Here is a 26,553-nt window from a genome sequence, read left to right on the forward strand (position 1 = left end):
AGATTCAATCGTTCTACAATAATCGGCATGGACTTACCAATTATCTACCACGAAGATTACGTTGCACCCCTGCCGCCGGATCACCGCTTCCCGATGGCAAAGTTTCGGATGCTTTACCAGATGCTGCTCGCGGAGGGGGTAGCAGATAAATCGCAATTTCACGCTCCCGAGCTTCCCCCTCAAGAATGGATTGAATTAGTCCACGACCACCGCTACGTTCAAGCTTACTGCAACGGGACGCTCGATGCCAAAGCGATGCGGCGAATTGGTCTGCCTTGGAGTCGGGCCCTGGCTAACCGCACTTGCACTGCGGTTGCAGGGACGGTACTAACTGCCAAGCTCGCTTTAGACTGCGGTTTGGCTTGCAATACTGCGGGCGGAACTCATCACGCTTTCCCCAATTATGGGTCGGGTTTTTGTATTTTTAATGATTTGGCGATCGCCTGTCGCGTCTTGCAAAAAATTGGTTTAGTTCGCAAAGTTTTAATTGTCGATTTAGACGTGCACCAAGGAGACGGAACCGCCGTAATTTTCCAAGATGACAGCAGCGTTTTTACTTTCTCGATGCACTGCGAAGTTAATTTTCCCGGCACTAAACAAAAGAGCGATTTAGATGTACCTTTGCCTGTGGGTATGGAGGACGACGAATATTTACAAACATTAGATAAATTCTTACCAGATTTGCTCTCAAATGTCAAGCCAGATTTAGTTTTGTACGAGGCCGGAGTAGACCCCCATCAGGGGGACAAACTGGGAAAATTAGCTTTAACTGATACGGGCTTATTTCGCAGGGAAATGCAAGTTTTGATGGCGTGTTTGGTCCGCGGCTATCCCGTTGCCTGCGTGATTGGCGGCGGCTATTCCGATGACACGAAAGGGTTAGTTTACCGGCATTCGCTGCTGCACCGAGCCGCAAGTCAAGCCTACAGGCAATATCGACTTTAAGCCCGAACCCTGCACAAGTAAATACGGCTATAAAATCATCAAATAATCATGTTTGTTTCACTCAGAAACGGGTTAAAAAATAGAAAAAAACCAAGGCTATCCTACGGCGATCGGCCAGATGTCAGTAGGAATTTAATTAGAGTTGTCTTTAGCATAAAAAACGCTCAGTTTAACAAGAGACATCTCGCAAAAAATCTGAAACCATTGTCCTGCTCAAGCAAAAACCTAGTTTCGGTCGATGTCTAATAGAGTGCTGGCGACGATCGCCAGCAACAGCAGCTAGAGAGTCGCAACACCTACACCAGAGACTTGCCCGACACTGTTAAACTCGGCCGCTACCTAGTTGCAGAACATCAAGGCGCGAGGATCGTTCACTGTTATTAGTTGGCGGCGACTGCACGATCCGCCAATACGTAAGCTTGGGCAATTGCACTCTCGATCGCGGCCCAGAAGAGCCTCAACTGGGCGATCGAATCAATCGCTGAGCAATGGTGGTAAAATTATCGGCAGCATCACTTTCGGAGATGACACGAACATTGGTGTCAACGCTGTCATCTTGTCAGCTCTACCTCCTGCCACAACAGCGGTTAGTATGTCTGCCAATATTCTTAAATCTACCTAGGCTCAGGAAAATAATGATTAAATCAACCTTTCAGAAAATCCTTCGCCACTTTGCTATGCGCTACGGCAAGTTGCGAGGCCTCTACGTCAAATTCTGCGATCCGAGTTCCGAGGAATACACCGAATTTCTTCGCCTTCACGGCAACCTGTACTCGATCGGCGAAAATTGCACGATCCTGCCAAGCACGCTGTTTACAGACCCCTCCTACGTCCGCATCGGCAACAACGTCCACTTTTCCACCTGTACCCTGATCTGCCACGACGGAGCCGTCGCCATGCTCAATCAAGCCTACAACGTCAAACTAGATGCTGTGGGCAAAATAGACATCCGTGACAACGTATTTATCGGCTACAACTCGATCGTCCTCCGCAACGTCACCATCGGCCCCAATGCGATCGTCGCCGCTGGTGCCGTCGTCACCAAAGATGTCGCAGAAGGCGATATCGTTGCCGGTGTTCCCGCTAAACCCATCGGACGCGTCGCAGACTTGGTGGAAAAATGGCAAACTGAAACTCAAAGCCTACCGTGGGCCAATTTAATTAACAGTCGTGAAGGTGCCTACGACCCCGAAATGGAACCCCAGCTTACACAAGTGCGATTGTCACACTTCTATAGAAATACATAGACATATCCAACAATACTCAAACCCTTATATACACAATCTTTTTTGTGAATATTTTTTGGGCATTTTTGGGGTTTTTCTTGGCAGTAAAGCAGGCTTTTCAACAGAAGAGCTTAAAAAGAGTGGCCGCTTTTGTAAAATATGTCCAAACTATCAAAAAAGTAGGCAATGCCTCAAATGGCGATCGCGCCCGCTTGCCAAATCGGTACAACTTGAGCTAAAAAGTTGTTAAACCAACAACCGCACCTATGTCCAATGCCAGCGAGCCCAATCACCCGTATCCACTGCTGGTTGTCATTGTTAACTACCGAACCTCTAGTTTGACAATTGACTGCTTGCGCTCTCTAGTTACCGAAGTGCAATCGCTCCCCGGTATGCGAGTTGCAGTTGCCGACAACGCATCCGGCGACAATTCTAGCGAACAAATAGCAGCCGCTATAGCGTCAGAAGGCTGGAGCCAATGGGCATCCTTCGTACCCCTAGACCGCAACGGCGGATTTGCCTTCGGCAACAACGCCCTGATCCGTCCCGCCCTGGAATCCACCAATCCCCCCCCTTACATCCTGCTGCTCAACCCAGACACCGTAGTTCGCCCCGGTGCATTAAAAGCCCTCGTCGATTTCATGGACACTCATCCCGACGCAGGCATTGCCGGCAGCCGCTTGGAAGACCCCGACGGTACCCCCCAGCAGTCAGCTTTTCGGTTTCACAATCTCTTGACCGAACTAGATTTTGGTTGGCGGACGGGCTTTATATCAAAGTTATTGGCAAACTGGGTCGCAGCGCCTCCTATTTCCCAAGAAATCAGTCAAACTGATTGGGTGGCTGGAGCCAGCATGATCGTCCGTCGCGAAGTATTTGAAAAGATAGGCTTGATCGATGAAGCTTATTTCATGTACTGCGAAGAAATGGACTTTTGTCTGCAAGCTAACAAAGCCGGCTGGAGTTGCTGGTATGTACCTGAAAGTCGCGTGGTTCACCTAGTAGGTCAAAGCTCAGGTGTTACTGACACCAAAAAGCCCCCTAAGCGACTGCCACATTATTGGTTTGATTCCCGGCGCAGGTACTTTATCAAAAACTACGGCTTGGTTTACACAGCGTTAACTGATTTATCCTGGGCTTCGGGCTTTGCTGCATGGAGGTTCCGCCGCCTACTTCAAGGTAAGCCGGACGGCGACCCGCCAAAAATGCTCACCGATTTTGTCATGAATAGTGTATTTTTTAAGGGAGGTAAGATTGAAGATTCCAAAAACTTTTAAATGGTGTTTGTAAATAAATCAAAGCCTGAGAAACCCGGTTAATCCTGGCAAACCAAACATTGCGTAATTCACCGCAGCAGCATGGGGTGTTTTTGATTGAAGAAACCGGGTGCATTCTCCCTGCAAAACCAGAGAAATAGCTTAAAATCTGGGGCATCTAATAACAACTTAAACAAGACAGAGTGTTGAGTACAGCTTATGGTAACGGAGTCAAATTTAATAGCAAGTGAAAATCAAGTAGAAACCCCTGCACTGGGATTGTGGCAGCAGATTAAAGAAGACTGGATTGCTCACGGTCGCGATTGGACAAAACCGGGATTTCGCGCCGTAGCAGTTCAAAGATTCGGTGTCTGGAGAATGCAGGTAGAACCAAAACTGCTGCGGGCTCCCTTGAGCATTCTATATCGATCGCTCTATCGAAAAGTCCGCAATACTTACGGCATAGATTTGCCGTACACAGTGAAGCTCGGCCGCCGCGTGGTGATTGAACATCAAGGTGCTATTATCATTCACGGATACTGCGCTCTTGGTGACGACTGCATTATCCGCCAAGGCGTAACCCTGGGGAACCGCTACTTGGAAAAACCTCTAGAATCCCCTCAATTGGGCGATCGGGTGAACGTCGGCGCCGGAGCAAAAATTCTCGGCAAGGTCTACCTGGGAGACGACGTAAATATCGGTGCAAATGCTGTCGTTTTATCAGACATTCCTGCTGGTCAAACTGCCGTTGGCATCCCTGCCAAAATTATCAAATCTCGCCCTGTGGAAAACAATCCTTAAATTAGTGCCAGAAAAAGTGACCTGTCTCTTCTCTTACTTAAATAAACTAGAGATATACCACCTCTATAGTGATAGAGGGTTTTACGAAATCGTGTAGTTCTATTGCAATTGTTATTGTGGCACAAAGGGTGCGATCGCGACGGCTTGTTTGTAGACATCAACTCGGTTAACTAAATAATGATAAGTTGACCGTATAGCAATCCTGTATGAATTGTGAAAAATTTGTAGGGTTAGTCCCCCGCCGTGCCTACCCTAAAAACCTGGCAACCTACAAAAACATTACAACTCAAATAGGATTGCTAGAGAATTTCAAAAAATACTGTCAATCAGCAACCAGTTATCATATACTGATAATCAAGGGTCACATGATTATGTATATTTTATCTATTCTGTTGCACAAAGAATGGTTGAATCAATAACTACACCAGTCGTTTCTGCCACAGTTCCAGACTGGAGCCGCGAAAAACTTAGCAAGTGGTGGGAACCCAGTCGCCAACTCCTAAAATCTATCCGCAACTATCAAAAATGGCAGCAGCAAGGTGGAATTTTAGGATATTTTTTATCCCGGTTCAACACGATCCAGCATCTATTCTGGACTATTGTAGCTGGAACTGACATCCCTTTGAACTGCCAGATAGGAGGGGGACTCGTTATGCTTCATCCTAATGGCATTGTCATTCATCCAGAGGCGTCTATTGGCCCGAACTGTATGATTTTTCAACAGGTCACAATTGTTGCTCATGTCAAAATTGGCGGTCACGTCGATATCGGTGCAGGAGCAAAAATTATTCGCTCCGTAACGATCGGCGATCATGCTTTGATTGGTGCAAATGCTGTGGTGATTTGCGACGTACCACCGGGCGCAACCGCAGTGGGAATACCCGCAAAAATTCTCGAAAAAAAACCCTAATCCTGAAAATACACCCCGAGAAATCTTGCCAGGAAAAAGGAAGTTGGATAGGAAGGATTCTTTCAAAGAATCCTCCTATTTTCTAAACTTTCAATTTCTCCTGCACCAATTCTTTCCGCCGGCGCGCTACTTTTTCCCAGGTAAATTCCTCGGCTTGCTGGCGAGCACTATCAGCCATCCCAGCTCTCAACTCCGGCGACAAAGCAAGCTTTCGCAAACTTTCAACAAGAGCCTCAGAGTCGTAGGGGTCCACCACGAGCCCATCTGTGCCGTTCCGAACAATTGCGCCCGCTCCCATAGGTGAGGTGATAAGTGGCAACCCGTGAGCCATAGCTTCATAGGTAACCAGCGGGCTGCCTTCTTCCAGACTCGGAAAGGCAAAAATGTCAGCTTCGCCATATACCTCGCCAACATTGGTGGTGTAATCCAGATGAATTACATCAGAGCGTCCTAAAATATCGCTGCAAGTTTCGGCAATTGCAGGCTCTAGGGTTCCGCAAAGCACCAGTCTGCCTTTAATGCCGGCTTTTTCCCAAGCTTGCAAGAGCAAGTGAGCTCCTTTTCTGACGCAGACGCTGCCCACAAAGACCACAGTAACGGTGTCTGATGGCTGTTTTTTGGGCGAAATATTCGGGAAGCGCTTGGGACACCACCCGTAACTGCTTGAAATCAGTTTGTATTCGGGAACTCCTATTTCGAGAAAAGATTTTTTTACCTCCGGACTAGGAGAAAAAATGAAATCAGCCAAGCTCATTTCTTCATCTTCTTGCTGAATCATCGCCTCTGTAATTCCATGTTGGGGAGCGAGGCCCAAGCGGTCGTAAGCATCGTCAAGAATATATTTTGCCTTTTTAGTAGAGCAGTTAATACGCTCACAAAAAACTTTTTTCGCCTGCTGCTTTACCTTTCTAAAAGTTTCGATTGAAGTGGGAGGGAACAAGTAAAATGCATCAAAATCATTGACATCTCTCAGAAAACGCTTTTGGGCACAAGATTGCGCTGTATCTGGGAACCTGTAGTAAAACCATTTCAAATATCGGGGTACGCTTTCAACAATATTATTAGACCCGCGATATGATGGCGCGCAATTGGGAACAACCATCCGGGTTTTAAAGTCAGGGTAGTTCCACTCGGAGCAAAGTGACAAAAATATATGGCTTATTCCTTGACCGCTACAGTAAATTGTGAACAAAGAACTCAAATTTAACATGGTTGACTCCGCTGAATTAAAAACGGTAGATGTGACATGACTTAATATATAATAAGCTGAAGGCGCTTAGACCGCCACTACAGCCCCGGGCTGAAAGTTTTGGCATAAAGATCTTGTGAAATTAGCTTGATTGTTACTAAAATATTAAAAGAACAGCTCGGTCGAATTCAAGAGGTAAGACTTGAAACAAATTGGATTAGTGGCGATCGGACGTAATGAAGGGCAGCGGCTCCGCCAGTGCCTAGTCTCCGCCCTGGGCAAAGTTGCCCGCGTCGTCTACGTCGATTCCGGCTCCACAGACGGCAGCGTTGAGTTATCTGGTTCCCTAGGAGTCGATGCAGTGGAACTCGACTTGTCCACACCGTTTACCGCAGCTCGCGCCAGGAATGTAGGCTTTGCTCGCCTGCTGGAACTATCACCGGACATCGAATTTGTCCAATTTGTGGACGGCGACTGCGAAGTGGTTGAGGGATGGATCGATCGCGCGCACAGCGAACTCACAGCCAGCCCCGATGTAGCTGCGGTGTGCGGTCGCCGGCGCGAAAGATACCCCGAAGCTACTATCTACAACCAATTATGCGACATCGAATGGGATACCCCGATCGGTGAAACCAAAGCCTGCGGTGGCGATTCCATGATGCGCGCAGCAGCATTTGAGCAAGTTGAAGGTTTCAATCCCGCACTCATAGCCGGCGAAGAACCGGAAATGTGCGTGCGGCTGCGCCAAAAAGGTTGGAAAATCCTTCGCTTAGACGCAGAAATGACCCTGCACGACGCACAAATGACCAGTTTTTCTCAGTGGTGGAAGCGCGCTCAAAGAGCTGGTTACGCCTACGCCGAGGGAGCCTGGATGCACGGAAGCGAACCGGAGCGCCATTGGGTCAAAGAGACCCAAAGTACCTGGTTCTGGGGATTAGTCTTGCCAGTGCTAGCCTTGACAATGGCATGGCCGACAAAAGGCTGGAGCCTGTTAGCGTGCAGCGCTTACCTTTTGGCAACCTATCGCACCTATAACTATTATGCAAAGCAGCGGAATTTCACAGCTAAAAACGCTGCCGTGTATGCCCTGTCTTGTGTAATAGCCAAATTTCCTCAGCTACAGGGTCAAATTCAGTTTCACCTGCGCCGATTGCTAGGGCAGCGCAGCAAGTTGATCGAATATAAGACCGCTAACCAAATTAACATAGTTAATAATTAGAATTAATCTTAAAGGCAGCGGACTTGCTGTTTTTCAACACCTCTGCTATACTCAAATTAACCTACATTCAAAAGTTGCAAACAAATGAGAGAAAACCATTTAAAAATATTGCTAATTATAGAGCAGTGCAATCCAGAAATGGCATCTGTCCCTTTGGAAGGATACAAATATTTTCAAGCAATTAACAAGCTGGTAGATGCTACGCTAGTTACCCACATTAGAAATAAAGAAGCCCTGGAAAAACTCAACCAGTATAATAATGTTGTTTATATAAACGAGAGTCAGTTAACAAAAAAATACTACCCTCTGATGGCAAGCATGACACTAAAAGGTCGGAATAACTGGCCTTTAGCTAATACTCTCGGCTACCCAATATATGCAGAATTCAATCACAAAGTTTATCAGCAATTCCAAGAGCAAATCCAGAGAGGAGATTACGATTTAGTTCACGCTCTAACTCCGATGATGCCTAGATATCCTGTCAAAGCAGTCAAGGCGTGCAAGCAAACTCCTTTTCTTTTGGGGCCCGTGAATGGAGGCGTTCCCTTTCCCCCCGGCTTTCAAGAAGTAGCCAGACAGGAATTTGCTTACTTAAACTTTTTGAGAGCTGTAGGTCGATCGTTAGTACCGGGCTACGTAGAAACTTACAAGAAAGCAGACAAAGTATTGGCAGGTTCAACATATACTTTAAATTTGCTAAAAGAATTGTTTGCTATCCCAGATCGAAGAATAGAGCTGTTTTACGAAAATGGGATTTCCCAGGATTTTTTAATGCCTGCAAAACCAGCAAAAAAAGCAGGCGACCAGATAAATTTACTTTTTGTGGGCCGATTAGTTCCCTATAAATGCCCCGATGTGGTTATAGAGTCTATTGGAAAATTAGACCCTGTAATTCAAAGTAAAATACGCTTAACTATAGTGGGAGACGGTTCTGAAAGAAGTAGCTTGGAAAACAGAGTGCAGGAACTTAATTTAGGTGAAATAGTCAGCTTTGCCGGATGGGTGAATCAACAGGAAACTCGCGATTTTTACAGGAAAGCAGATATTTTTTGTTTCCCTTCGATCAGGGAGTTTGGCGGTGCAGTGGTAATAGAAGCTATGGCTTGCGGGCTGGCCTGTATTGTGGCAAACAACGGCGGTATTGGCGAATACGTAACTGAAGAAACAGGTTTTAAGATCGAGCCCAATTCTCGAGAGTATCTCACCCAAGAATTAACCAAAAAAATAAAGATTTTAGTTGAGGATGAAAAAATGCGATCGAGTATGTCAGCCAAATCAATCGAAAGAGCTAGAGAGTTTGAATGGGATAACAAGGCCAGAAAAATAGTCGAACTTTACGAAAAAATGCTCGACGACAAAAAAGGTGTTTCTGCATCAGCATAACCGATAAATATTGTTGGTGAAAAAAAACTCAAGGAGTCGGATGCGATATGAAAGCAAAGATTGGATATTTTCTACCACAATTTCCAGGACAAACGCACATTTTTTTGTGGCGGGAGCGACAAATTCTGGCAGAACTGGGAATTGAAACAGATTTGGTATCAACTCAACCTCCCGTCAAAGCGCTTTCTTCCCACCTATGGGCAGAAGAAGCTCGAAAAAATACAGTTTATCTATTTCCCTTTACAGCTAAAGATTTTATCAGCTCCTTCACAGAGTTTCTCAAAGCTGGGCCTGCTGCATGGTGGCAGTGCCTCGCAGTTATTGCCAAAGCGAGAGATACATCCTTATCTGAAAAAGTTAAACTCTTGGCAATGGTGGCTGTTGCTAGCAAACTAGCAGGATTAACAAAAACCCAAGGTTGGTCGCACATCCACGTTCATTCCTGTGCTAGTGCTGGCGATATAGCCTTATTTAATTCAATTCTTACAGGCTGTACTTACAGCATGACTCTGCACGGGCCGACTTTAGAAGTATACGGGCCCAATCAAGAACAAAAGTGGAAAAATTCCAGTTTTGTGATTGTAATATCTCAACTGCTGCTGGGTGATGTCAAAAACAAATTGGCAAACTTTCTTCCCAAGCAATTAGCTGTTGCTCCAATGGGGGTTAATGTTGCTGAAATCAAACGCCACACTCCCTACGGGCCCTGGCAGGCCGGCAGTTCCTGCAGGATTTTCTCTTGCGGCCGCCTCAACCTGGTGAAAGGACACAAATATTTGATTGAAACTGTAAAATTGCTCCGAGATCGGGGATTTGACGTGCGGCTGCAAATTGCAGGCGAGGACGAACAAGGGGGCAGCGGATATCATCAAGAATTAGAAAAAATCATTGATAATAAATCGATGTCTGAATATGTAGAGTTACTGGGGGCTGTTTCAGAAAAGCGAATTCGCCAAGGTCTTGAAGAAGCTCATATTTTTGCTTTGGCAAGTTTGAATGAAGGAGTTCCGGTGGCCGTGATGGAAGCAATGGCGATGGAAGTTCCGACGGTAGTGACTGATGTAGGCGGAACTTCCGAGCTGGTAGATGACGGTGTGGATGCTGTATTAGTCCGATCGGAAAAACCAGAAGAAATGGCAGATGCGATCGCCAACATCCTCCAGAATCCCGAGCTTGCTTTGAGCCTCTCTGAAGAATCCCGGAAAAAAATTATCGCCAAATTTAGCCACCACCGCAGTGCAGAAACTTTAGCTCAATGCTTGGAAGAACTTGCAAAAACTAATCCGCCTGACTTAAGAGCGAGCGAAAACATTTAATCTAAAGTCGCTTGACTCAGGTAACCCAGGACTTACGCAAATTACCTGTGTAGACGCTGCCTCTAGCAAGAACTAAGGTGTAGTGTGCGTCGCCCTACCCAGTGCGTGCGTAAGTCCTATAACTCTAACTCTCCTGAGGATTTGACAACCCCACTCTACATCCCAGCAAAAAACGGGTTAACCCGTATTTGGTTAACCCGCCAGCTTAGAAACGCGCAGAGCGATTAATTTTGGACTACCAACTTGACGTTGGCGTTTTGTAAACCGCGCTGCTTGACTGCTGCCAAGGTCTTGTTAACTGCGTACTTCTGGTTGATGGAGTTGATTAACTCAGTTTGATTGTGCTTTTTGGCGACGCCCCAGAGGTCGGCAATCAGGTCAAAGGAACCATCGCTATTGCGAGACCAACCCAGGTCATATTCGCCTTCCAGAATCGCCACGATGTCGGAGCGAACGCGCTGACCGTTATAACCGCGAACATCAGCTTCTGACTTGACTGAAATGCCCAAGTCGCGCAGGGAAGCTTTCAGGATTTCGGCATCGGTGATTTTGGTACGCAGAGTGCTAAAGTGAGACATTGGATTTCCTCCTAATAAAACTGAGAGAGAAACAACAACGGTCTGGATTTAACGGTGCCGCTGGGCGGCTCTTCAATCGAACTGCTAGCTGTTGCTAGCCTTTGCTCCTGTTTGGACCAGGAGAAAGCTTTTAGAATTCCATTCGCTGGTATTCAGCGACGGAAGACGCAGCGGGCCGCGCGCGCTGTCTAGCCCAATCCCGCAGGGCAGTAACCTGTTCGGTCATGGTTTTAGACAGTGGCAATGTGGATTTAATGGCCGCGATGATATCTAGCTGGGTAAACTCTCTATCTTGAGCGAAGGCCTCATACATGGCTGCTACTAGCCCTTGCTCAATTTCTGCTCCTGAAAAGCCGTCGGAAACATTGGAAAGTTGCTCTAAATCGAAGCGAGAAATTTCCCGACGCCGTTTTGACAGGTGAATTTTGAATATATCTTGGCGTTCTTCCTTCGTCGGCAGGTCAACAAAGAAGAGTTCGTCGAATCGACCTTTCCTCAAGAATTCCCCGGGTAAACGCTCGATGCGGTTGGCTGTTGCCATTACGAAGACTGGGGAAGTCTTTTCTTGCATCCAAGTGAGGAAGGAACCGAAAATCCGGCTGGAGGTGCCTCCGTCCGAGTCGGCAGAACCAGTGCCTCCTGCAAAGGCTTTGTCTAGTTCGTCGATGAAGAGGATGGCTGGAGAGATGGATTCTGCGGTTTTGAGGGCGTTGCGGAGATTAGCTTCCGATCGACCTACCATCGAGCCGTCGTAGACTCTACCCATATCTAGCCGCAGCAGGGGCAGTCCCCAGAGGCGGGAGGTAGTCTTGGCAATCAGCGATTTTCCGCAGCCCGGTACGCCGAGAATTAACATCCCTTTTGGTTGGGGCAGGCCGTATTCTCTCGCTCTTTCTGTAAAGGCGTTGGAACGCTGCCTGAGCCACCGTTTCAGCTCTTCTAAGCCGCCGACTGCATCTAGGGTTTCGTCTTCTTCAATGAACTCTAGAATGCCGTTGCGCCGAATTAATTGCTTCTTCTCCGACAGAACTATGTCTACTTCTTCTTCTGTTAAGCGCCCTGTGGAAACTTGGGCTTTGCGATAAACTTTTTCAGCTTCGTCCTTAGTCAATCCCAAGGCTGCTTTTAAAAGTTTTTCTCGCCCTTCTGTGGTAATGCGTCGCGATTTGGTTTGCTCCAACTGGCCAGACAATACTTGGTTGAGTTCCTTCATGTCTGGAAGCGCGAAGTCTAATACCACTACTTCCTTTTCTAGCTCGATCGGAATTTGCTGCAAAGGAGACATCAGTATAATTGTCTTTTGCGTTCCTTTGAAGTTGGCGATCGCATCCCGCAATAACCTTGTTACATTTGCATCATCTTTAAAAGGATGAAGGTCTTTGAATATATAGATTCCACTAGGGTTGCTGCTTGGTTCCCGCTGCCTGATCACCCATTCAAGGGCTGCCTGTGGCGAGAGGGTGCTTTGCTGATTGTTACGAGGTTGACCCTGCTCCGTGCGCTCAATCATGCCTTGGGTTACAGTCCAGACAAATACTCGTCTTTGCGGTTTGACTTGAGCTATTGTCGAAATTGCTTGCTCACACCGCTCTTCCTCGGATGTCACGAGGTAGATCAGAGGATATTGAGCTTGGATTAGGATACTGATCTCTTCTTGCATATTCCTCGACCCACTAGAGACGGTGCTATCTTTGCTGAATCTCCATGCTGCCCTTCGCCCTGTTACTGAAAATTACAGAAAATTTCAGTTAGAGATTTTTGGGGAAGCAAAGCATTCTTAGCAGGGAACCAATTCTTCCTCTCCCGGTTGGGCTGTGCTGGCGCTGACGCCCGACACCTGCTTTACTGGAAGGTCCTGCTCAGCCAATACGCTCGGCTGACTTGTTACGGATGCCAGTTCTCCATCTCGCATTACTACAGAACCCGTGCATTCTGGACAAGTGTACACCCGGTGGGTTTGTCCGTAGGAGGCTTCTACTTCGTCAACCAGTTCGGGGTTTCCTAGGTAGAAGACAATTGCCCTTTCTGCAATTGATGACATCGGTTCTGTTTCGACTGCGGCTTTGATTTTGAGCTGGCGATGCAGTTCAGGTGGAAGATACAGTGTAACTTTTTGCTTTTCTTGCATATGACAGTGAATTGACTTACCCGGGTATGTATATCAGATTAGCCGCTTAATTCTTTGCTGTCAAGCCTCTATGCTGCTTTAGCGTCATTCTGTAATATTTCGTTACAATTGACGTGATTTTGGGGCGGTTAACAACGCAAAAACAATGGATATAGCTGATGAGGCAGCGGCAGATATTACGATTTTAGATTTTAGATTGGGGAAGGACTCAGCGGTATCGGGGTTTGGAGTTGGCAAGGCAGTTGCATTCTTTTTTGAAATTGGTATGCGGTAGCGTCAAGGTCGATCGACTATATATATAGGTTCGTTTGTGGATTTGCCCAGAGGGCGGGTTCATGGCGAGTTGGGGTTATTCGTTTTATGAGGACTGAAGTCCGAACGATCGAACAGGCTGCGGGCAATCCGGGCGCAGCCATATTAGCCGATCGCCCCCCGAGATATGGGAAAATCAATCAGAGTCTGCCGGTAAACATCCGGCAATCCCGTGTCAAAACACCGCCCTCGCACCACATAACCAGCCATTCCCTCGAACTCCCGCAACTTATCCAAACACGACGTTAACTGAAATTCGCCTCTTTCTCGAAAATTGGCATTAATATGTTCTGCCAAATAATCAAAGATTTTAGGATCGAGGACATACATCCCAAACATAGTTAAAAATAAATCCTCCGCCATGCCTTCTACGCTTAAATGCTGCCGCGCATACTCGACATCCGGCTTTTCGTAAACTTGCGTCACCCACAAAACAGCATCTTGTTGCTGCCAAACACCCGCCGCACAGCCGTAGTGATGAATTACGTCAGATGGTGTTACTCTCAAACCAATCACGCTTTGCCGCACTTGCGAGTAAATATCCAATAGCTGGCGCGCGCAAGAAATTTCAGTTTGCGACGAGTAAATGTGATCGCCCAAAAGCAGCAGAAATGGCTCGCTGTTCACCCATTCTCTAGCACAGAATACCGCGTGGCCGAATCCTTCTTGGACATCCTGAGTGAGAATTGTAACGCGCTGCCCCAACTCTTGCAAATATTGGCTGTATTCCTGATTTTGCAGAGACAATTTTTGGAAAAGTTCGGGAGACGACCCAGTTTTAAAGAAATCTTCAAAAAAAGTGCGAGATCCCTTTTGCACAACTATACCAACTTCTTCAATTCCCGCACTCAAAGCTTCTTCCACAATTGCCAAAATTATTGGTTTAGCGCGGCCGTCGCGATCGATAATTGGCAAGAATTCCTTCTTCACTGCCTTAGTAGCCGGAAACATCCGAGTGCCGAAGCCAGCGGCCGGAATCACGGCTTTTCTGACTTGCAGTCGGGAAGCTTTTTCTGCATCTTTTCTTTCTTCTATCTGCGTGGAACAGGCGGGACGCCTGTATATTTCTGGGGTTGCTGTATAAAATTCTGTTTCAGGCTGCAAAGGGGTCTGAGAACTAATAGTAAGTTTCAGACATTCCATCAGGGGGAAATCCCTGCTGATAATTTCGATAACTTGCTGTTGACTTTCGGCATCTTTCACGATAAACTGCGCCGTGCCGTCTCCCTGAGAACCTACTCCCTTGCCACCCAAAATATAAGGCCCAATCGGTTGATAGTTCAGGAGTTCGTGCAAGACAGGAGCCGTTAATTGCCCGGGACAAGCGGGGATTAAATACCTGTCAAATTCCCTCTGGGCAACTTTCATCAACTCGCCGATTTTGACTGCATCTCCCTGCTGTAAAGCTGCGGCTGCATCTTGGGTAATTTGATAACTAATCGTGCCGAGATATTTCTGCACGTTTTCTTGAACTTCATTCGCAGCGAAGGGGTAAGCCTGATTTAGGCTTGCCAGAATTTCTTGAGTGTTTTTGCTGGCGCCCAAATCTACGATGACAAAAAACAAATCTTTGGCAACTTTTAGCTCAACAACATCCATTTTATCGCCGTCAAAAATCATCATAATCGGGCGATTTCCATAGGCACAACCCTGATCCATGCGGCCGCAGCGCGAAGGTGTTGCAGTCTCGCCGAGATAAGCCATTTCCATTTCGGCGCGGACGTTCATTTTCAAATCGTACAAGCGGTTAAAAGCGCGGGCTACTAACACGCAAATTGCGGCACTTGAAGACAAGCCTTTCTGAATTGGCAAATCTGTTAAATAATTGTCAATTTCTAGTCCTTCCGTGCCGCCGTGGGAGAGAAATTGAGCGGCAACACCGGCTGCATAACTGAAAAAAGTTCCTGTTTGGGCCTCAGCAAGCAGAGCATTTTTTGCCATCGGGAGTGCAGCCTCAATTTTTGTGCCGTCATTTAAAGCGGCCCGCAAAATCAAGTGTGTCGGATGTTTTGTGACTTCGGCATAAATTCCTTGATTTGTACTGGCTATCAGAGTGCAGCCTTTTGCTATAGCGGGATTGTGCGATCGATAACTGGCGGCCCAATCGCTGTGCTCGCCAAACAAACAAAGGCGGCCCGGAACAAAAAGTTTCATTGCATCTATCTAAGGGTATCTATATTGTGATTACTTTAACCTGAGATGGAGATATTTTACTAAAGTGCGATCGTCCTCTGGGTTGATGTAAGTGGCTGGGGAAATTTGTTCTAATAAATCTAAACAGAGAGTTAAGGGAACAGTTTCAATGCGTAAGTTAAACATAGGTCTATCTGACGAGCAACGTGCAGGCGTTATCGAACTGTTGAATCATGACCTGTCAGATGCTTATCTGCTGTTAATCAAAACCAAAAAGTATCACTGGGATGTAGTTGGCCCGCAGTTTCGATCGCTCCACCAATTGTGGGAAGAACACTACCAGGCATTGACTGAGAATATTGATGCTATGGCCGAACGGGTTCGAGCTTTAGGCGGCTACCCAATTGGTACTGCTGAGGGTTTTCTCAAGTATGCTTCGATTAAAGAACATATCGGCGATTTGCCTTTAGCGACTGAGATGGTGTCGCGTTTAGTTGATGACCACGAACTGATTATTCGCAATCTCCGCCAACACGTCGAACAGTGCGGCGAAGAGTTTAAGGATGACGGAACAGCAGACTTTTTGACTGGTTTGATGGAACAGCACGAACAAATGGCTTGGATGTTGCGATCGTTTATTGAAGGGGAATCGCTTGCGCCGGACGGCCAGCAGCCACAAGCTAAAACTCCTACAGCTTCTCACGCTTAGATTGATTGTACGGGAATCGCCCACGCGAACTCTCATAAACCGGGTTTTTAGGAAAATACTGGTTTAGCGTTTAATTTGGTCAAAAACCCGGTTTCTGGGTCGGGCGAGTGCGTCCGGGCTGGCAGAAACCGGGTTTTTTAGGAAAATACTGGTTTAGCGTTTAATTTGGTCAAAAACCCGGTTTCTGGGTCGGGCGAGTGCGTCCGGGTTGGCAGAAACCGGGTTTTTTAGGAAAATACTGGTTTAGGGTTTAATGTGGTCAAAAACCCGGTTTCTGGGTCGGGCGAGTGCGTCCGTATTATGAATAAAATTATACTAGACTAGAATTTTTTAGTTAAACAGGGTAAACTCAATAAAAGGGTTTTTAACCCGCAATTTTTTTAGACTCCGCCAATCTGAGCCTAGGACATTGCCTATGGTACAAGTTAGTTTTATGCAGGTCAGGCTTCAAAATTTACAAACAAAATTTAAAGACGCAGGTTAGCCAGCTAGTCGGAAACTTAGTTTCTGCTGCTATAGCTTTGGCGAAGTGTTTGGTTCGTCAACCGATCGCTCTCAGGAGACGCGAATTATGATAGAGCTTGGTTGTCTGGTGCGATCGCGCAACAACGACCTCGGTATAGGAAAAGTTGTTAAAATATATAATTCAGATGCCTTAGTTGAGTATTTTTGTTCGGTGGGGAACCGGATAGAACGAACCTTAGACTTAAGTTTGCTCGATCGAGTTAGGCTGCAACATCAGACGAGGTGCTATTTCTGGTTCCAAAGCAAACAAACTTGGATGGTTGGTCGGATTTTTGCCTGGGATGAAGATAGCTGTCGATACGAAATTCACCTACCCGATCGCCAAACAGAATGGGCCGCGGAAGCAGATGTGTGCGTGCGCTGCAATATCCCCATTGAAGATCCGATCGCAATTCTGGCGCTAAAAGGTCAAGAAACACCTTACTTTCACGATCGGCGTTTAGCTTTTGTCAAATGTCTGACTCAACAGAGCGCTGTCAGTCGCGGGATGAGGGGGCTGATTTCCGCCAATATTGAGCTTTATTCCCATCAAGTTGAAGTTGTCCGGCGCGTACTGGAAGATCCTGTTCAACGTTACCTCTTAGCAGATGAAGTTGGACTGGGAAAGACGATCGAATCTGGTGCTATTCTCCGCCAATATCTCCTCGACGAACCGCAGGGACGCGCAGCGGTATTAGTACCGCAATACCTGCGGGAACAATGGTTTCAAGAATTAGAAAATAAATTTTATATCTCTGGCTCAGACAAGCGAGTGCAGGTACTTGCAGTAGAGGATGTCGATCGAGTCAGCCCGAATGCGGATTTAGGCTTTTTAATTTTAGATGAAGCGCATCACATCGCAGCAATGGCTACCTCTGCCGGTGCGGTACAGCGCCAGCGTTTTGAAACTTGCAAACACCTCGCTCACAAAAGCGATCGCCTACTCCTATTATCTGCAACCCCAGTTCTCAATCACGAGCAAGATTTCCTGGCGATGCTGCACTTGCTCGATCCAATAACCTATCAACTTAACGATTTGGAAGGTTTTCGTGCGAGGGTACAAAACCGCCAACAAATTGGTCGAGTTTTACTTTCATTTAAGGAGGGAGCAAATCCTTTTGTTCTTAAAACTAACCTCGATCGACTGCGAAATCTTTTTGCGGAAGATCCGTATCTGCTAAACCTCGCAGATGAGTTGCAAAATTGCTTGCAAACTAAAGAAACACCTGCCGCGCTTCGAGATCGAATTGTGCGATCGATTCGCACCCACATCAGCGACACCTATCGGTTACACCGTCGAATGCTGCGGAACCGCCGCGCTTCCGTAGAAGATGTCATTTTCGATCGCAATATCATACCAAAAGTAGAGTATGACTTAGATGAGCGATCGCCCCAAATTCACGAGCTCATCGACGAATGGCGCACAATCGCCCCCAAAGAACAACAATACCAGCAGATTTTTCTGCTTTTATTTCGCGCTGCTGGTACTTGGCTGGGAATTTTAGAAAGAGTGCTTGAAACCCGTTTAAGCGGCATCTCCCATTCTAGTTTGATTCAAGAATTTGGCGCCGATAGCATCCGAATTCTGACTGAAACCCCTAAATTTTCACCAGAAGCAGAAATTCTGCAATCTTTGCAGCGAATTATTCAAGAACCTTCTGCAGAAGGCGATCGCATCGAATTACTCAAGATAGTTCTACTTTATCATCTGTCAGAATGTTTGAAACTTCAATCTTATCGCAGCAACCTCGATAGATTGCTGGAACAGGTGCAGCAGCGAATTCGCCGCCCGATACCGGGAGATACCCTACCAAAAGTTATCATTTTCACCAGTTTTATTCAAACCGGCGCTGAGATTGTCCGGTGCTTATCAGGTACTTTCGGTAGCCCAAATGTAGCTAGCCATCAATTAGGGATGAAACGCTCTGATGTTGAAAAAAACCTCGATCGCTTTAAAAATGAGCCCAATTGTTTTATCCTAGTGTGCGATTCCTCTGGTGAAGAAGGCCGCAACTTCCAATTTGTCAATTGGATGATTAATTTCGATCTTCCCCGATCGCCAAATCGTTTAGAACAAAGGATTGGCAGGATCGATCGCATTGGTCGCCCGATGAAGGTTCAGCTTACACTATTTGCGGGTGCAGACTTAGAGGATAGCCCTCACAGTGCTTGGTATGAATTATTAAAAGATGGTTTCGGCATTTTTCATCAATCAATTGCCAGCCTTCAGTTTTATGTAGATGAAAAACTGCCGGAACTGGAATCAGCGCTGTTTCAATCTGGTGCTAGCGGACTCTTAGAAAAAATCGAGTCGCTCCGGGAAGGAATCGCTGGGGAACAAGTGAAAATTAGCGAACAAAACGCTTTAGATGAAATTGATGCTCGGGATGAAAATGCTACCGAATATTTTCAAGCTTTAGATGATTGTGATGCTCGCCATCAAGAAATAAAACGAGTCACAGAAGACTGGATTTGTCAAGCGCTACAATTCAAGGCAATTGACGATCCGAATTTAGCAAAAGTGCAGCATTATCAACATACTGCGCGCACTTTAATTCCCGTTCACGATCTAAGAACTCACTTTGCCGATTGTGGAGAACTATCTGGTACTTATAACCGGAGAATATCAACTCAAAATCCCGGTGTCAATCTCTACCGTATCGGGGAAAAATTTGTTGAGGCACTAGCATCTTACATTCATTGGGATGACCGAGGTCAAGCCTTTGCGATGTGGCGGTGCGATCGCTCTTGGGATGCTGGAGAAGGGATGGAATGGTTCGGTTTTCGCTTTAATTATGTAGTCGAGACCGATTTGGAATTAGCCCAGCAAGTTTTAACAGATTTTGAGCTGGATCGAAGTAGATTTGTATCTGTGAAACGGCGCGCTGATGCGTTATTTCCTCCGCTCGTAGAGACAATTTTTATTGATGCTCGCTACGAACCAATGAGCATTGTTGAAGATGAAGCTGTTTTGAAGATTCTGCAAGGTTCGTACAAGGGTAAAAGTTCTCATCCCTGCCGAGATTATAATTTAGCAAAAAGTCGATTATCGGTTCTCAATGAGTTTGTTGATGAGAGTAAGTGGCCTGATTTGTGCACTCAGGCGCGTGAGACTTCGGAAATACTGTTGCGCGATCGCACTTCTTTCATCGAACTCTGCGAACAGCGCGCCAAAATCGCCGATCGGAAATTAGGAAATAGACTAGACCAACTGCGGCTGCGCCTCAACCGAATGGCTGAAAGCGCACAAACTTCGCATTCTTTACTAGCCAAGGAAGTTAACATAGAAACTGCGTTAAGTCAAGCGATGTTAGAAGGGATTCGCTATCCCCGAACCAAGCTTGATTCTGTAGGATTCATTGTAGTTTCTGGGCGACCTCCGGTTGAATCTCAGGAAGGGGGAGATGAGTGATGGCTGATTCTTTTCAAGAACTCAGAGAAATTCTCCAAACAGGTAAGATTCCTGCCGGTACAAGTCAGTTTTCAGAAGTTTGTCACAGGCGCTTGCTGGAAACTTTGGGTGCTGCGGGAACAGATTGCGCGCCGGGAATGGGAGATATTGCGGCTGCGATCCGTCAGGTTCTGCGGCGGGAATACGAGCAAAAGGGCGGGATACCCCCAACTTTGAAAGTACCTCGGACTTCTCTTTTTCCCGATCGCGAAATGTGGCAAGAAAGCGGTATCGATATTTTGGGTGAAACTGCGGATTGCTATTTAATTAGCGCCCGTCCTTGGCAGCCTGATTGGCTGGATTTTTCCGCACAATATCCCCCAGACAAACCCGTATTTGATGATAAAAAACGTCGCAATTACGAGCCAGTTGAGGGAGATCCGTTTTGGGAATTGGTGGGTAGGAAAAATTACCGGAGTGTGGGACAGCGCGAGGCGATTCGTGCTGTTTTAACTGCTCCTGAAAAATCGACACTAGCGATTAACCTGCCTACTGGAGCGGGCAAAAGTCTTTGCGCTCAATTGCCTGCTTTGTTGCGATCGAAAAATGCTGGTGTAACTGTTGTTGTAGTGCCGACTACAGCACTGGCGATCGACCAAGAAAGAGCTGTAAAACCTTTTGTGAACCATGCCACTGCCTATTATGGCGACGAGTTTGGGCAAGAACAAGAGAGACGGCAGGAAATTCGCGATCGCATTCGCAATGGCACCCAGCGAATCGTTTTCACCTCACCCGAAAGCTTGATGAATTCTCTCGCACCTGCTCTTTACGAAGCAGCAAAATCAGAAATGCTGCGGTATTTCGTAATAGATGAAGCGCATATCGTCGAACAGTGGGGTGATGAATTTCGCCCCGCTTTCCAAGAACTTCCCGGCTTGCGAAGAGATTTGTTGCGCTTAACTTCTTTTACTACTTTATTGCTGACTGCAACCTTAACAGAATCTTGTTTGGATACTCTTGAAACTTTATTCGGAAAACCCGGCCCTTTTCAAGTGATATCTGCCGTACAGTTGCGACCGGAACCGTCCTACTGGTTTGCTTGGTGTCAAAGTGAAGAAGTCAGGAAACAGCGATTAATTGAAGCAGTTTATCATCTTCCCCGCCCTTTGATTGTTTACGCCACAAAGCGCGAAGATGTCAGGCGATGGAAACAGGATTTATTGTCTGCTGGATTCCAACGGTGTGCCATTATGACCGGAGAATCGAGCTCGCTAGAACGCTCTCAACTGATTCAAAACTTGCGCGAGAGACGAGTTGATATAGTGGTTGCTACTTCTGCTTTCGGATTGGGTGTGGATCAGTCAGATGTTCGGGCAGTAATTCATGCTTGCATTCCAGAAACGATCGATCGTTTCTATCAAGAAGTGGGTCGAGGTGGTCGAGACGGCAAAGCAGCAATCTCGCTCACCTTACACACCAATGAAGACTTAGAGATTGCCAAATCGCTTAATGACAAATCTGCCATTACGATCGATCGGGGTTTTCAGCGGTGGAAAAGGATGTTTTTGAGGAAAGAAATTCTTCCCGATGGGCGGTTTCGCGTTCCCGTCAATATTCCTCCATCCTTACAACCAGGAGACATTGACATGAACAGCCAACAGAATCAGGCTTGGAACATCCGCACTTTAACGCTGATGAGTCGATCGGGTTTAATCGATATTGATGCCGATGAACCGCCGCGAAGAAGAAATTTTAAATCGGAAGCAGCTTATAACGAAGCTTGGGAAGTTCACAGAGAGTCCCGTTTCATCCGCATCCGAGATGAATCGCACCTCAAGCGTCAAACTTGGGAACATAAAGTAGAGCCAATTCGCCAGCAGCGCCAAAACTGGAGCTATAAAAACCTGCAATTAATGCGCGAGGTTTTGCGGCCGGAACGCTGTATTTCCGAAATCTTTGCTGAAGCTTACACTATTCCCGCCCGTGTAGTGCCAGAACCGAGAAAACTGGTCAGAGTTTCTCCCGCTTGCGGTGGATGTCCTGTTTGCAGAAAAAACAGGGAACCAGAGTTTTCGGGAATTATGCCCGCGCCATTACCTGTATGGCAAAAACCTAATTTTTTTGTAAGTGAAAAACTCAAACGATTGCTAGGAGAAGATAAGTTAATGCTAGTTTTCTATGAGTCTCTTGAAGCTCAAAGCTGGAAACTCAAAAGCCCTAAACTTTTTAACTGGTTAATCGAGCAGGGAATTAATAATCTGGTGGTGGCTGATGAATTTCAGAGTATATTGATAGCAGAAACAAATCGGATAGCCGATGCTTGTATATTTTTGTTTCAAAAATACGAGCCTCTGCTGATGCCGCGCATTCCCACCCTGATATTTCATCCGCCCGGAAAGGCTATCCCTCACCACTATCTGTCACTCAACAGAACTTCTCAGGCTCCGCTGATTATCGTACTTCCCAGAGATACACCCGATCCGAGCCGCGATGACCGCAAGCTGATTGATATTTTTTCGGGGAAACTTTTTATGTTTGACCACTTTTGCAGGGAGGTTAATTTATGAGCGTCTTAAAAACAGGTAGAGCTACTCCTAGTCGAATGCGAGGAATATTTAGATATTTACTTGAAGCACCCAAACAGCGCGAAAACAAGGAAAAACTCACTCGCCTGCTTTCTCCACATGAATTGTCAGAAGGGAGAAACAAAAGTGCCGAACATCCGATGTTTGATGATGCACTGCGAGAAAGCATAAAATGTCGCTTATTAATCGCAGACAATGATGATATTGCTATAAATTTTGAGCTTCCCGAAGCATCTCGACATCCTAAAATGGGTGATAAATTGTTACCCGATACGCTGGTAGAGCTATTGTTTGCTTTTGATAACGAAGATGAAGAAGATTTAGGTCGGTTAATAGCATGGTATTTAGCACAGGATATTTATGATGCTCCCCGTACTTACAAAGAAGTAGAACAGCTTGTCGTAGAGCAGGGAGTCGATCGGTCTTTAGATTTGAAAGCATCGAGCGATGCTTTGTTGGGTCAAGCCGAGGACTGGATGTGTTATTTAGGATTTGCTTGGGGTCATGCTTTAGATTCAAACAAAAAACTTGTTGTGGCTGAGCCAACTGCTTATCTCAGACGAAATTTAAAGGATTTATTTCAAGGAGAAGCAAAAGCTAAACTTTCAATCCGAGATTTTCTCGATCGCCTAGCTAAAAAATGTCCTCTGTTTGAAAATGGAAAATTTCGAGAACAGGTAGAAGAAAAAATTGGTGGTCGCTTACCAAATCACTTATCAACTAGCACGGCTTTTGCTTTATTTCGCCTTCAGGATGATGGTTGCATCAAGCTTGTAAAAGAGTCGGATGCTGATTTATTCATCTTTCCAAGTGGAGACAAAGAAGCGGGATTTTCTCATATTATTTTGACGGGGGTAGAACCATGACTTTTACAAAATTTGTTTGCTGGGATGTCGATCGCGTTCGCCGCGTGATGGGTGTGGAGGCTACCCAAACTCCAGATAGTATATTTGTGGCAACTCACCATCCGATCGCCATGTACCGCCAGGAACTTATCGATGCACCGTCGCGAGTTACCTACAGTGAGGAACAATTTCTGAAAGACTTTCTCGCCGAACAAGATTTCGCTTTCGTGCCAGTTTTAGGAAGTTCGGGAACGGGAAAATCTCACCTGATTCGCTGGCTGGCCGCCAATATTGCATCGACCCAAAAGCGCCGAGTTTTGCTGATTCCCAAAATTGGCACGAATCTCAAAGATATTATCAGTTTAATATTAGAAGGGATGCCAGGAGCAAGTTTTGATGAATACCGGCAGCGTTTAAATCGAGCCACTAGCAGCTTGACAGAAGCCCAAGCGCGGGAACAACTTCTGAATCAGCTTGCGGCTGCTGTTGGCCCAAACGGTCGGGGCGATCGCACTAAACTTTCTGATGTGGAAGATTACCTCGTCGGTGCTGTTGATGCTCTACTCTACGATCCATTTTTCCGAAAACACTGGCTAAAGGATGGGGGTATTATCCATCAATTAGTTATCCACATTCTCGGACAGCGAGATACGGTAGAAATTGTGGAACAACGGAGGCATTTTTCGCTCGGTGACTTGCCTCTTAATGTTTTAAACTTGGGAAAAGCTGGCAAGCAAGCACAGGATTTTTATAGCTTCCTCATCGGCGATGAGGATACTCAAAAGGCAACTGTAGATTGGTTGAACCGGCATTTAGATGAAGCGATCGCTCAGGTTTTGAGTCTGGGGCGCGAAGATTTACAAAGATTAATGCGGGAAGTTCGCGAAACTTTAGCAGAACAAGGAATAGAGTTAGTTTTGCTGATTGAAGATTTTGCTAAATTGCAAGGCATCGATCGCGAAGTTTTAGAAGCAGTTTTAGCGCGACCTCAACAACCGGGACCCAAACCTTTGTGCGCGATCAGAACGGCGCTAGCTTGTACTACGGGCTATTTTGACAGTCTGAGGTTAGATACAGTAAAACAGCGGATTACTTTTAGCGTTAATCTTGACCTTGGCACAGTTGGCGAACAATCTTTAGTGAATTATGCAGATATCAAACAATTTGTGGGTCGATATCTCAACGCGGTGCGTTTGGAGGAGAAAACAATTCAAAATTGGTGGGCTGACTCTCGCAATCGCGAAGATTCGGATCGAGAATCTCTACCTAGTGCTTGCAATGAATGCGAACACAAACTAGCTTGTCATGCGGGTTTTGCAGAAGCAGACGGTTTTGGTTTGTATCCTTTCACTCCGGAAGCATTAGAACAAATGCTTTCTAGAGTCAATCCCGGCAATTTTAACCCTCGGATTTTGATTAAAGATGTTCTTAAGTGGACGCTAGAAAATTCTGCTGCTGATATCGAGGGCGGAGAGTTTCCTGCTATTTCTGTGCGAGAACACTTTGGCAAGATGCGGCTGAGTGCAATTGTTCAGGGAGATATTCAAGCGAAAGATCCAGAAAATTGCGATCGCCGCCAGATTCTGATCGATTTGTGGACGAATAGTAACGAGCTTTGCGATTTGCACCCAGAAGTTCACTCTGCATTTGATATTCCGGCGCTGGGCGTGAAGGTTCAGCCTACAAAAAAATCATCATCTGTTTCGGGTGCTAAAGAGTCTAGGTCTTCTGTTAGTAATTATCAAGTTGAGTCACAATCTCAAACTAAAAAAAATCTGACAGCAGCCGGACAAGTTCCCGACAAGCTGAAGAGGCAAATAGAAATTCTTAATGGCTGGAACAATCAAGAAATTCTCCCGCAAGATATCGCTGGGGAACTGCGGCCGTCGATCTATTCAGCTATCGGCGAGCGGATCGAATGGGATACGGAAATGCTGCTTAAGGGAGTTTTTGCTAGTAGCGGGACGGCATATTTTAAAAGCAGAAATATTACTTTTTTTAGTCCAAAAGTGACGAGGGAGACGATTTCTGGAGTTAAATTATCTCTTCCTCTGAATCCTGATGATGCAGATGAGTTTCGGGAAACGGCGATCGCCTTTCAAGGTATCTTGCAATACAGCCATTACAAGCATTGGAGGTTCCCCGAGGGATCTCGCTACTTCCGCACCTATGCTAAACAACTGGAAAGATGGAGTCAGTATGTAGTTGAGCAAATTCGCCTGTATCCCCGCGAGTCTGGGGAACCCTGGAGCCCTGTACCTGCTGCTGTTGAGCTACTGGCGATCGCAGCAACAATGGCAGGACATTCTACCAATTCTACTGAAGATTTGATAAATGCTTTGTTTCTCAAACTAGACCCAAAAGATTTAGAACATCGTTCAGCTACTTGGAAAAAGCTATTTGGTACTTTACAAAAACACCGCGATGCTTTACTAGACATTGTTAGGAGTCGAACCGCTTGCACGAAAGGAAGCTCTACACAATTTCAAATTATTGATACTGTTCAAATTTTGGAACCTTTGAAGCAGGTTAGCAAATCTTGGCTGCCTCAATCTGAAATTCCGGCTGATGTTCGGGAGAAGTTTCCTGAAATTGATAAAGCGCGTCAAGCGGTGGATGAATTGCTAGAAAAAGCGATGCAAGAGGAGTGCGATCGGCAACTAGCTGTTTATCGTTCTCTAGTATCTGAACTCGGAGAAGATATCAATAAAAAGGATGTGGTTGATGTTGTCAAGCAGGCAATGGAGCGAGCAAGAGACGCCGCTGTAATTCGGGGAATGAAGAATTTCGATGAGCTAACACCTGTCTTGAAACAGTTTAAGGCGATCGGACTTTCTAGCTATGTAGATACCATGAAACGCTTGCAAATTGAAAAAGATAGTCCAGACCTTCAACCTGGGAAGCTGCTCAAGTATCTCAGCGAAAATCATCAAAAAGCAATGACAGAATCTGCCGATTTTATCAAGAGTACCAATAATTTTCTTGATGCTTCTCTAAAGGAGGTCAAAAACCGGATTGAGGAGTTAGAAGTGTCAGGCGGTGGAACAGTAGAATCGAGCCATAGAGCTATTCAAGATGGATTGGCTAAACTGCGGAATCTAATTACTGAGGTTAAAGGATAGA

At 46.1% G+C, this 26,553-nt stretch carries 20 protein-coding genes; 14 read left to right on the forward strand and 6 right to left on the reverse strand.

Translation table 11 applies throughout. The features are described from left to right. Positions 1-27 precede the first annotated feature (27 nt). The 5 genes from QUB63_RS19605 (at position 28) to QUB63_RS19625 (ending at position 5,138) form a co-directional block, all read left to right on the forward strand. Entirely contained in the window at positions 28-945 is a 918-nt protein-coding gene (locus QUB63_RS19605; RefSeq protein ID WP_332946943.1) for a histone deacetylase family protein, read from the forward strand. A gap of 635 nt (positions 946-1,580) precedes the next feature. After that, a complete protein-coding gene (locus tag QUB63_RS19610; RefSeq protein WP_332946944.1) occupies positions 1,581-2,192 on the forward strand; it encodes an acyltransferase in 612 nt (203 codons plus the stop codon). A 245-nt stretch (positions 2,193-2,437) separates the two neighbouring features. After that, positions 2,438-3,448 carry a glycosyltransferase family 2 protein gene (locus QUB63_RS19615; protein ID WP_332946945.1) on the forward strand — a complete coding sequence of 337 codons (1,011 nt, stop codon included), beginning with the start codon at positions 2,438-2,440 and terminating at the stop codon, positions 3,446-3,448. A gap of 198 nt (positions 3,449-3,646) precedes the next feature. Continuing rightward, complete coding sequence (locus tag QUB63_RS19620; protein ID WP_332946946.1) at positions 3,647-4,228, forward strand: serine O-acetyltransferase; 582 nt, start codon at positions 3,647-3,649, stop codon at positions 4,226-4,228. Between the two features lie 403 nt (positions 4,229-4,631). Beyond that, on the forward strand, positions 4,632-5,138 hold the full coding sequence (locus tag QUB63_RS19625; RefSeq protein WP_332946947.1) for a serine O-acetyltransferase: 507 nt from the start codon (positions 4,632-4,634) through the stop codon (positions 5,136-5,138). A gap of 82 nt (positions 5,139-5,220) precedes the next feature. Here the strand turns inward: QUB63_RS19625 and QUB63_RS19630 are convergent, their stop codons facing one another. Next, positions 5,221-5,916 carry a glycosyltransferase family 4 protein gene (locus QUB63_RS19630; protein ID WP_332946948.1) on the reverse strand — a complete coding sequence of 232 codons (696 nt, stop codon included), beginning with the start codon at positions 5,914-5,916 and terminating at the stop codon, positions 5,221-5,223. A 613-nt stretch (positions 5,917-6,529) separates the two neighbouring features. On the opposite strand from QUB63_RS19630, the gene QUB63_RS19635 reads away from it, so the two are divergent. The 3 genes from QUB63_RS19635 (at position 6,530) to epsE (ending at position 10,245) form a co-directional block, all read left to right on the forward strand. Next, entirely contained in the window at positions 6,530-7,546 is a 1,017-nt protein-coding gene (locus QUB63_RS19635) for a glycosyltransferase family 2 protein (RefSeq protein ID WP_332946950.1), read from the forward strand. 84 nt (positions 7,547-7,630) lie between these two features. Further along, positions 7,631-8,929 (forward strand): glycosyltransferase family 4 protein, encoded by a 1,299-nt coding sequence (locus tag QUB63_RS19640; protein WP_332946951.1) that lies wholly within the window; start codon positions 7,631-7,633, stop codon positions 8,927-8,929. 47 nt (positions 8,930-8,976) lie between these two features. Continuing rightward, positions 8,977-10,245: an exopolysaccharide biosynthesis GT4 family glycosyltransferase EpsE gene (epsE, locus tag QUB63_RS19645; protein ID WP_332946952.1), complete on the forward strand. Its 1,269-nt coding sequence runs from the start codon at positions 8,977-8,979 to the stop codon at positions 10,243-10,245. Positions 10,246-10,469: 224 nt separating this feature from the next. Here epsE and QUB63_RS19650 read toward each other — a convergent pair whose 3' ends face one another. From QUB63_RS19650 to QUB63_RS19660, 3 genes are all read right to left on the reverse strand, one after another. After that, positions 10,470-10,823 (reverse strand): DUF1257 domain-containing protein, encoded by a 354-nt coding sequence (locus tag QUB63_RS19650; RefSeq protein WP_006635781.1) that lies wholly within the window; start codon positions 10,821-10,823, stop codon positions 10,470-10,472. A 130-nt stretch (positions 10,824-10,953) separates the two neighbouring features. Then, a complete protein-coding gene (ycf46, locus tag QUB63_RS19655; RefSeq protein WP_332946953.1) occupies positions 10,954-12,483 on the reverse strand; it encodes a stress-responsive protein Ycf46 in 1,530 nt (509 codons plus the stop codon). 117 nt (positions 12,484-12,600) lie between these two features. Beyond that, a complete protein-coding gene (locus QUB63_RS19660; protein ID WP_293186657.1) occupies positions 12,601-12,951 on the reverse strand; it encodes a hypothetical protein in 351 nt (116 codons plus the stop codon). 145 nt (positions 12,952-13,096) lie between these two features. Between QUB63_RS19660 and QUB63_RS19665 the strand changes: the two genes are divergently transcribed. After that, a complete protein-coding gene (locus QUB63_RS19665; RefSeq protein WP_332946954.1) occupies positions 13,097-13,225 on the forward strand; it encodes a hypothetical protein in 129 nt (42 codons plus the stop codon). 143 nt (positions 13,226-13,368) lie between these two features. Here QUB63_RS19665 and QUB63_RS19670 read toward each other — a convergent pair whose 3' ends face one another. Then, complete coding sequence (locus tag QUB63_RS19670; RefSeq protein WP_332946955.1) at positions 13,369-15,417, reverse strand: sugar phosphate nucleotidyltransferase; 2,049 nt, start codon at positions 15,415-15,417, stop codon at positions 13,369-13,371. Positions 15,418-15,447: 30 nt separating this feature from the next. Then, positions 15,448-15,582: a hypothetical protein gene (locus QUB63_RS19675; protein WP_332946956.1), complete on the reverse strand. Its 135-nt coding sequence runs from the start codon at positions 15,580-15,582 to the stop codon at positions 15,448-15,450. Between QUB63_RS19675 and QUB63_RS19680 the strand changes: the two genes are divergently transcribed. The 5 genes from QUB63_RS19680 to dpdH all read left to right on the forward strand — a co-directional run bounded on the left by QUB63_RS19680 (position 15,566) and on the right by dpdH (position 26,552). Next, positions 15,566-16,105 (forward strand): Dps family protein, encoded by a 540-nt coding sequence (locus tag QUB63_RS19680; protein WP_332946958.1) that lies wholly within the window; start codon positions 15,566-15,568, stop codon positions 16,103-16,105. The two genes, QUB63_RS19675 and QUB63_RS19680, sit on opposite strands and share 17 nt — an antisense overlap. Positions 16,106-16,676: 571 nt before the next feature. After that, on the forward strand, positions 16,677-20,021 hold the full coding sequence (gene dpdE / locus QUB63_RS19685; RefSeq protein ID WP_332946959.1) for a protein DpdE: 3,345 nt from the start codon (positions 16,677-16,679) through the stop codon (positions 20,019-20,021). Next, the gene (dpdF, locus tag QUB63_RS19690; protein ID WP_332946960.1) at positions 20,021-22,567 is read left to right on the forward strand and encodes a protein DpdF; all 2,547 of its coding nucleotides are present in this window, start codon (positions 20,021-20,023) and stop codon (positions 22,565-22,567) included. Before dpdE ends, dpdF begins: the two co-directional genes overlap by 1 nt. Then, entirely contained in the window at positions 22,564-23,451 is an 888-nt protein-coding gene (gene dpdG / locus QUB63_RS19695; protein WP_332946961.1) for a protein DpdG, read from the forward strand. Before dpdF ends, dpdG begins: the two co-directional genes overlap by 4 nt. Next, entirely contained in the window at positions 23,448-26,552 is a 3,105-nt protein-coding gene (gene dpdH, locus QUB63_RS19700; RefSeq protein WP_332946962.1) for a protein DpdH, read from the forward strand. The genes dpdG and dpdH overlap by 4 nt, the downstream gene beginning before the upstream one ends. Position 26,553: the final 1 nt, after the last annotated feature.

The sequence above is a fragment of the Microcoleus sp. ARI1-B5 genome, from assembly GCF_036705795.1.
GTDB lineage: Bacteria > Cyanobacteriota > Cyanobacteriia > Cyanobacteriales > Microcoleaceae > Microcoleus.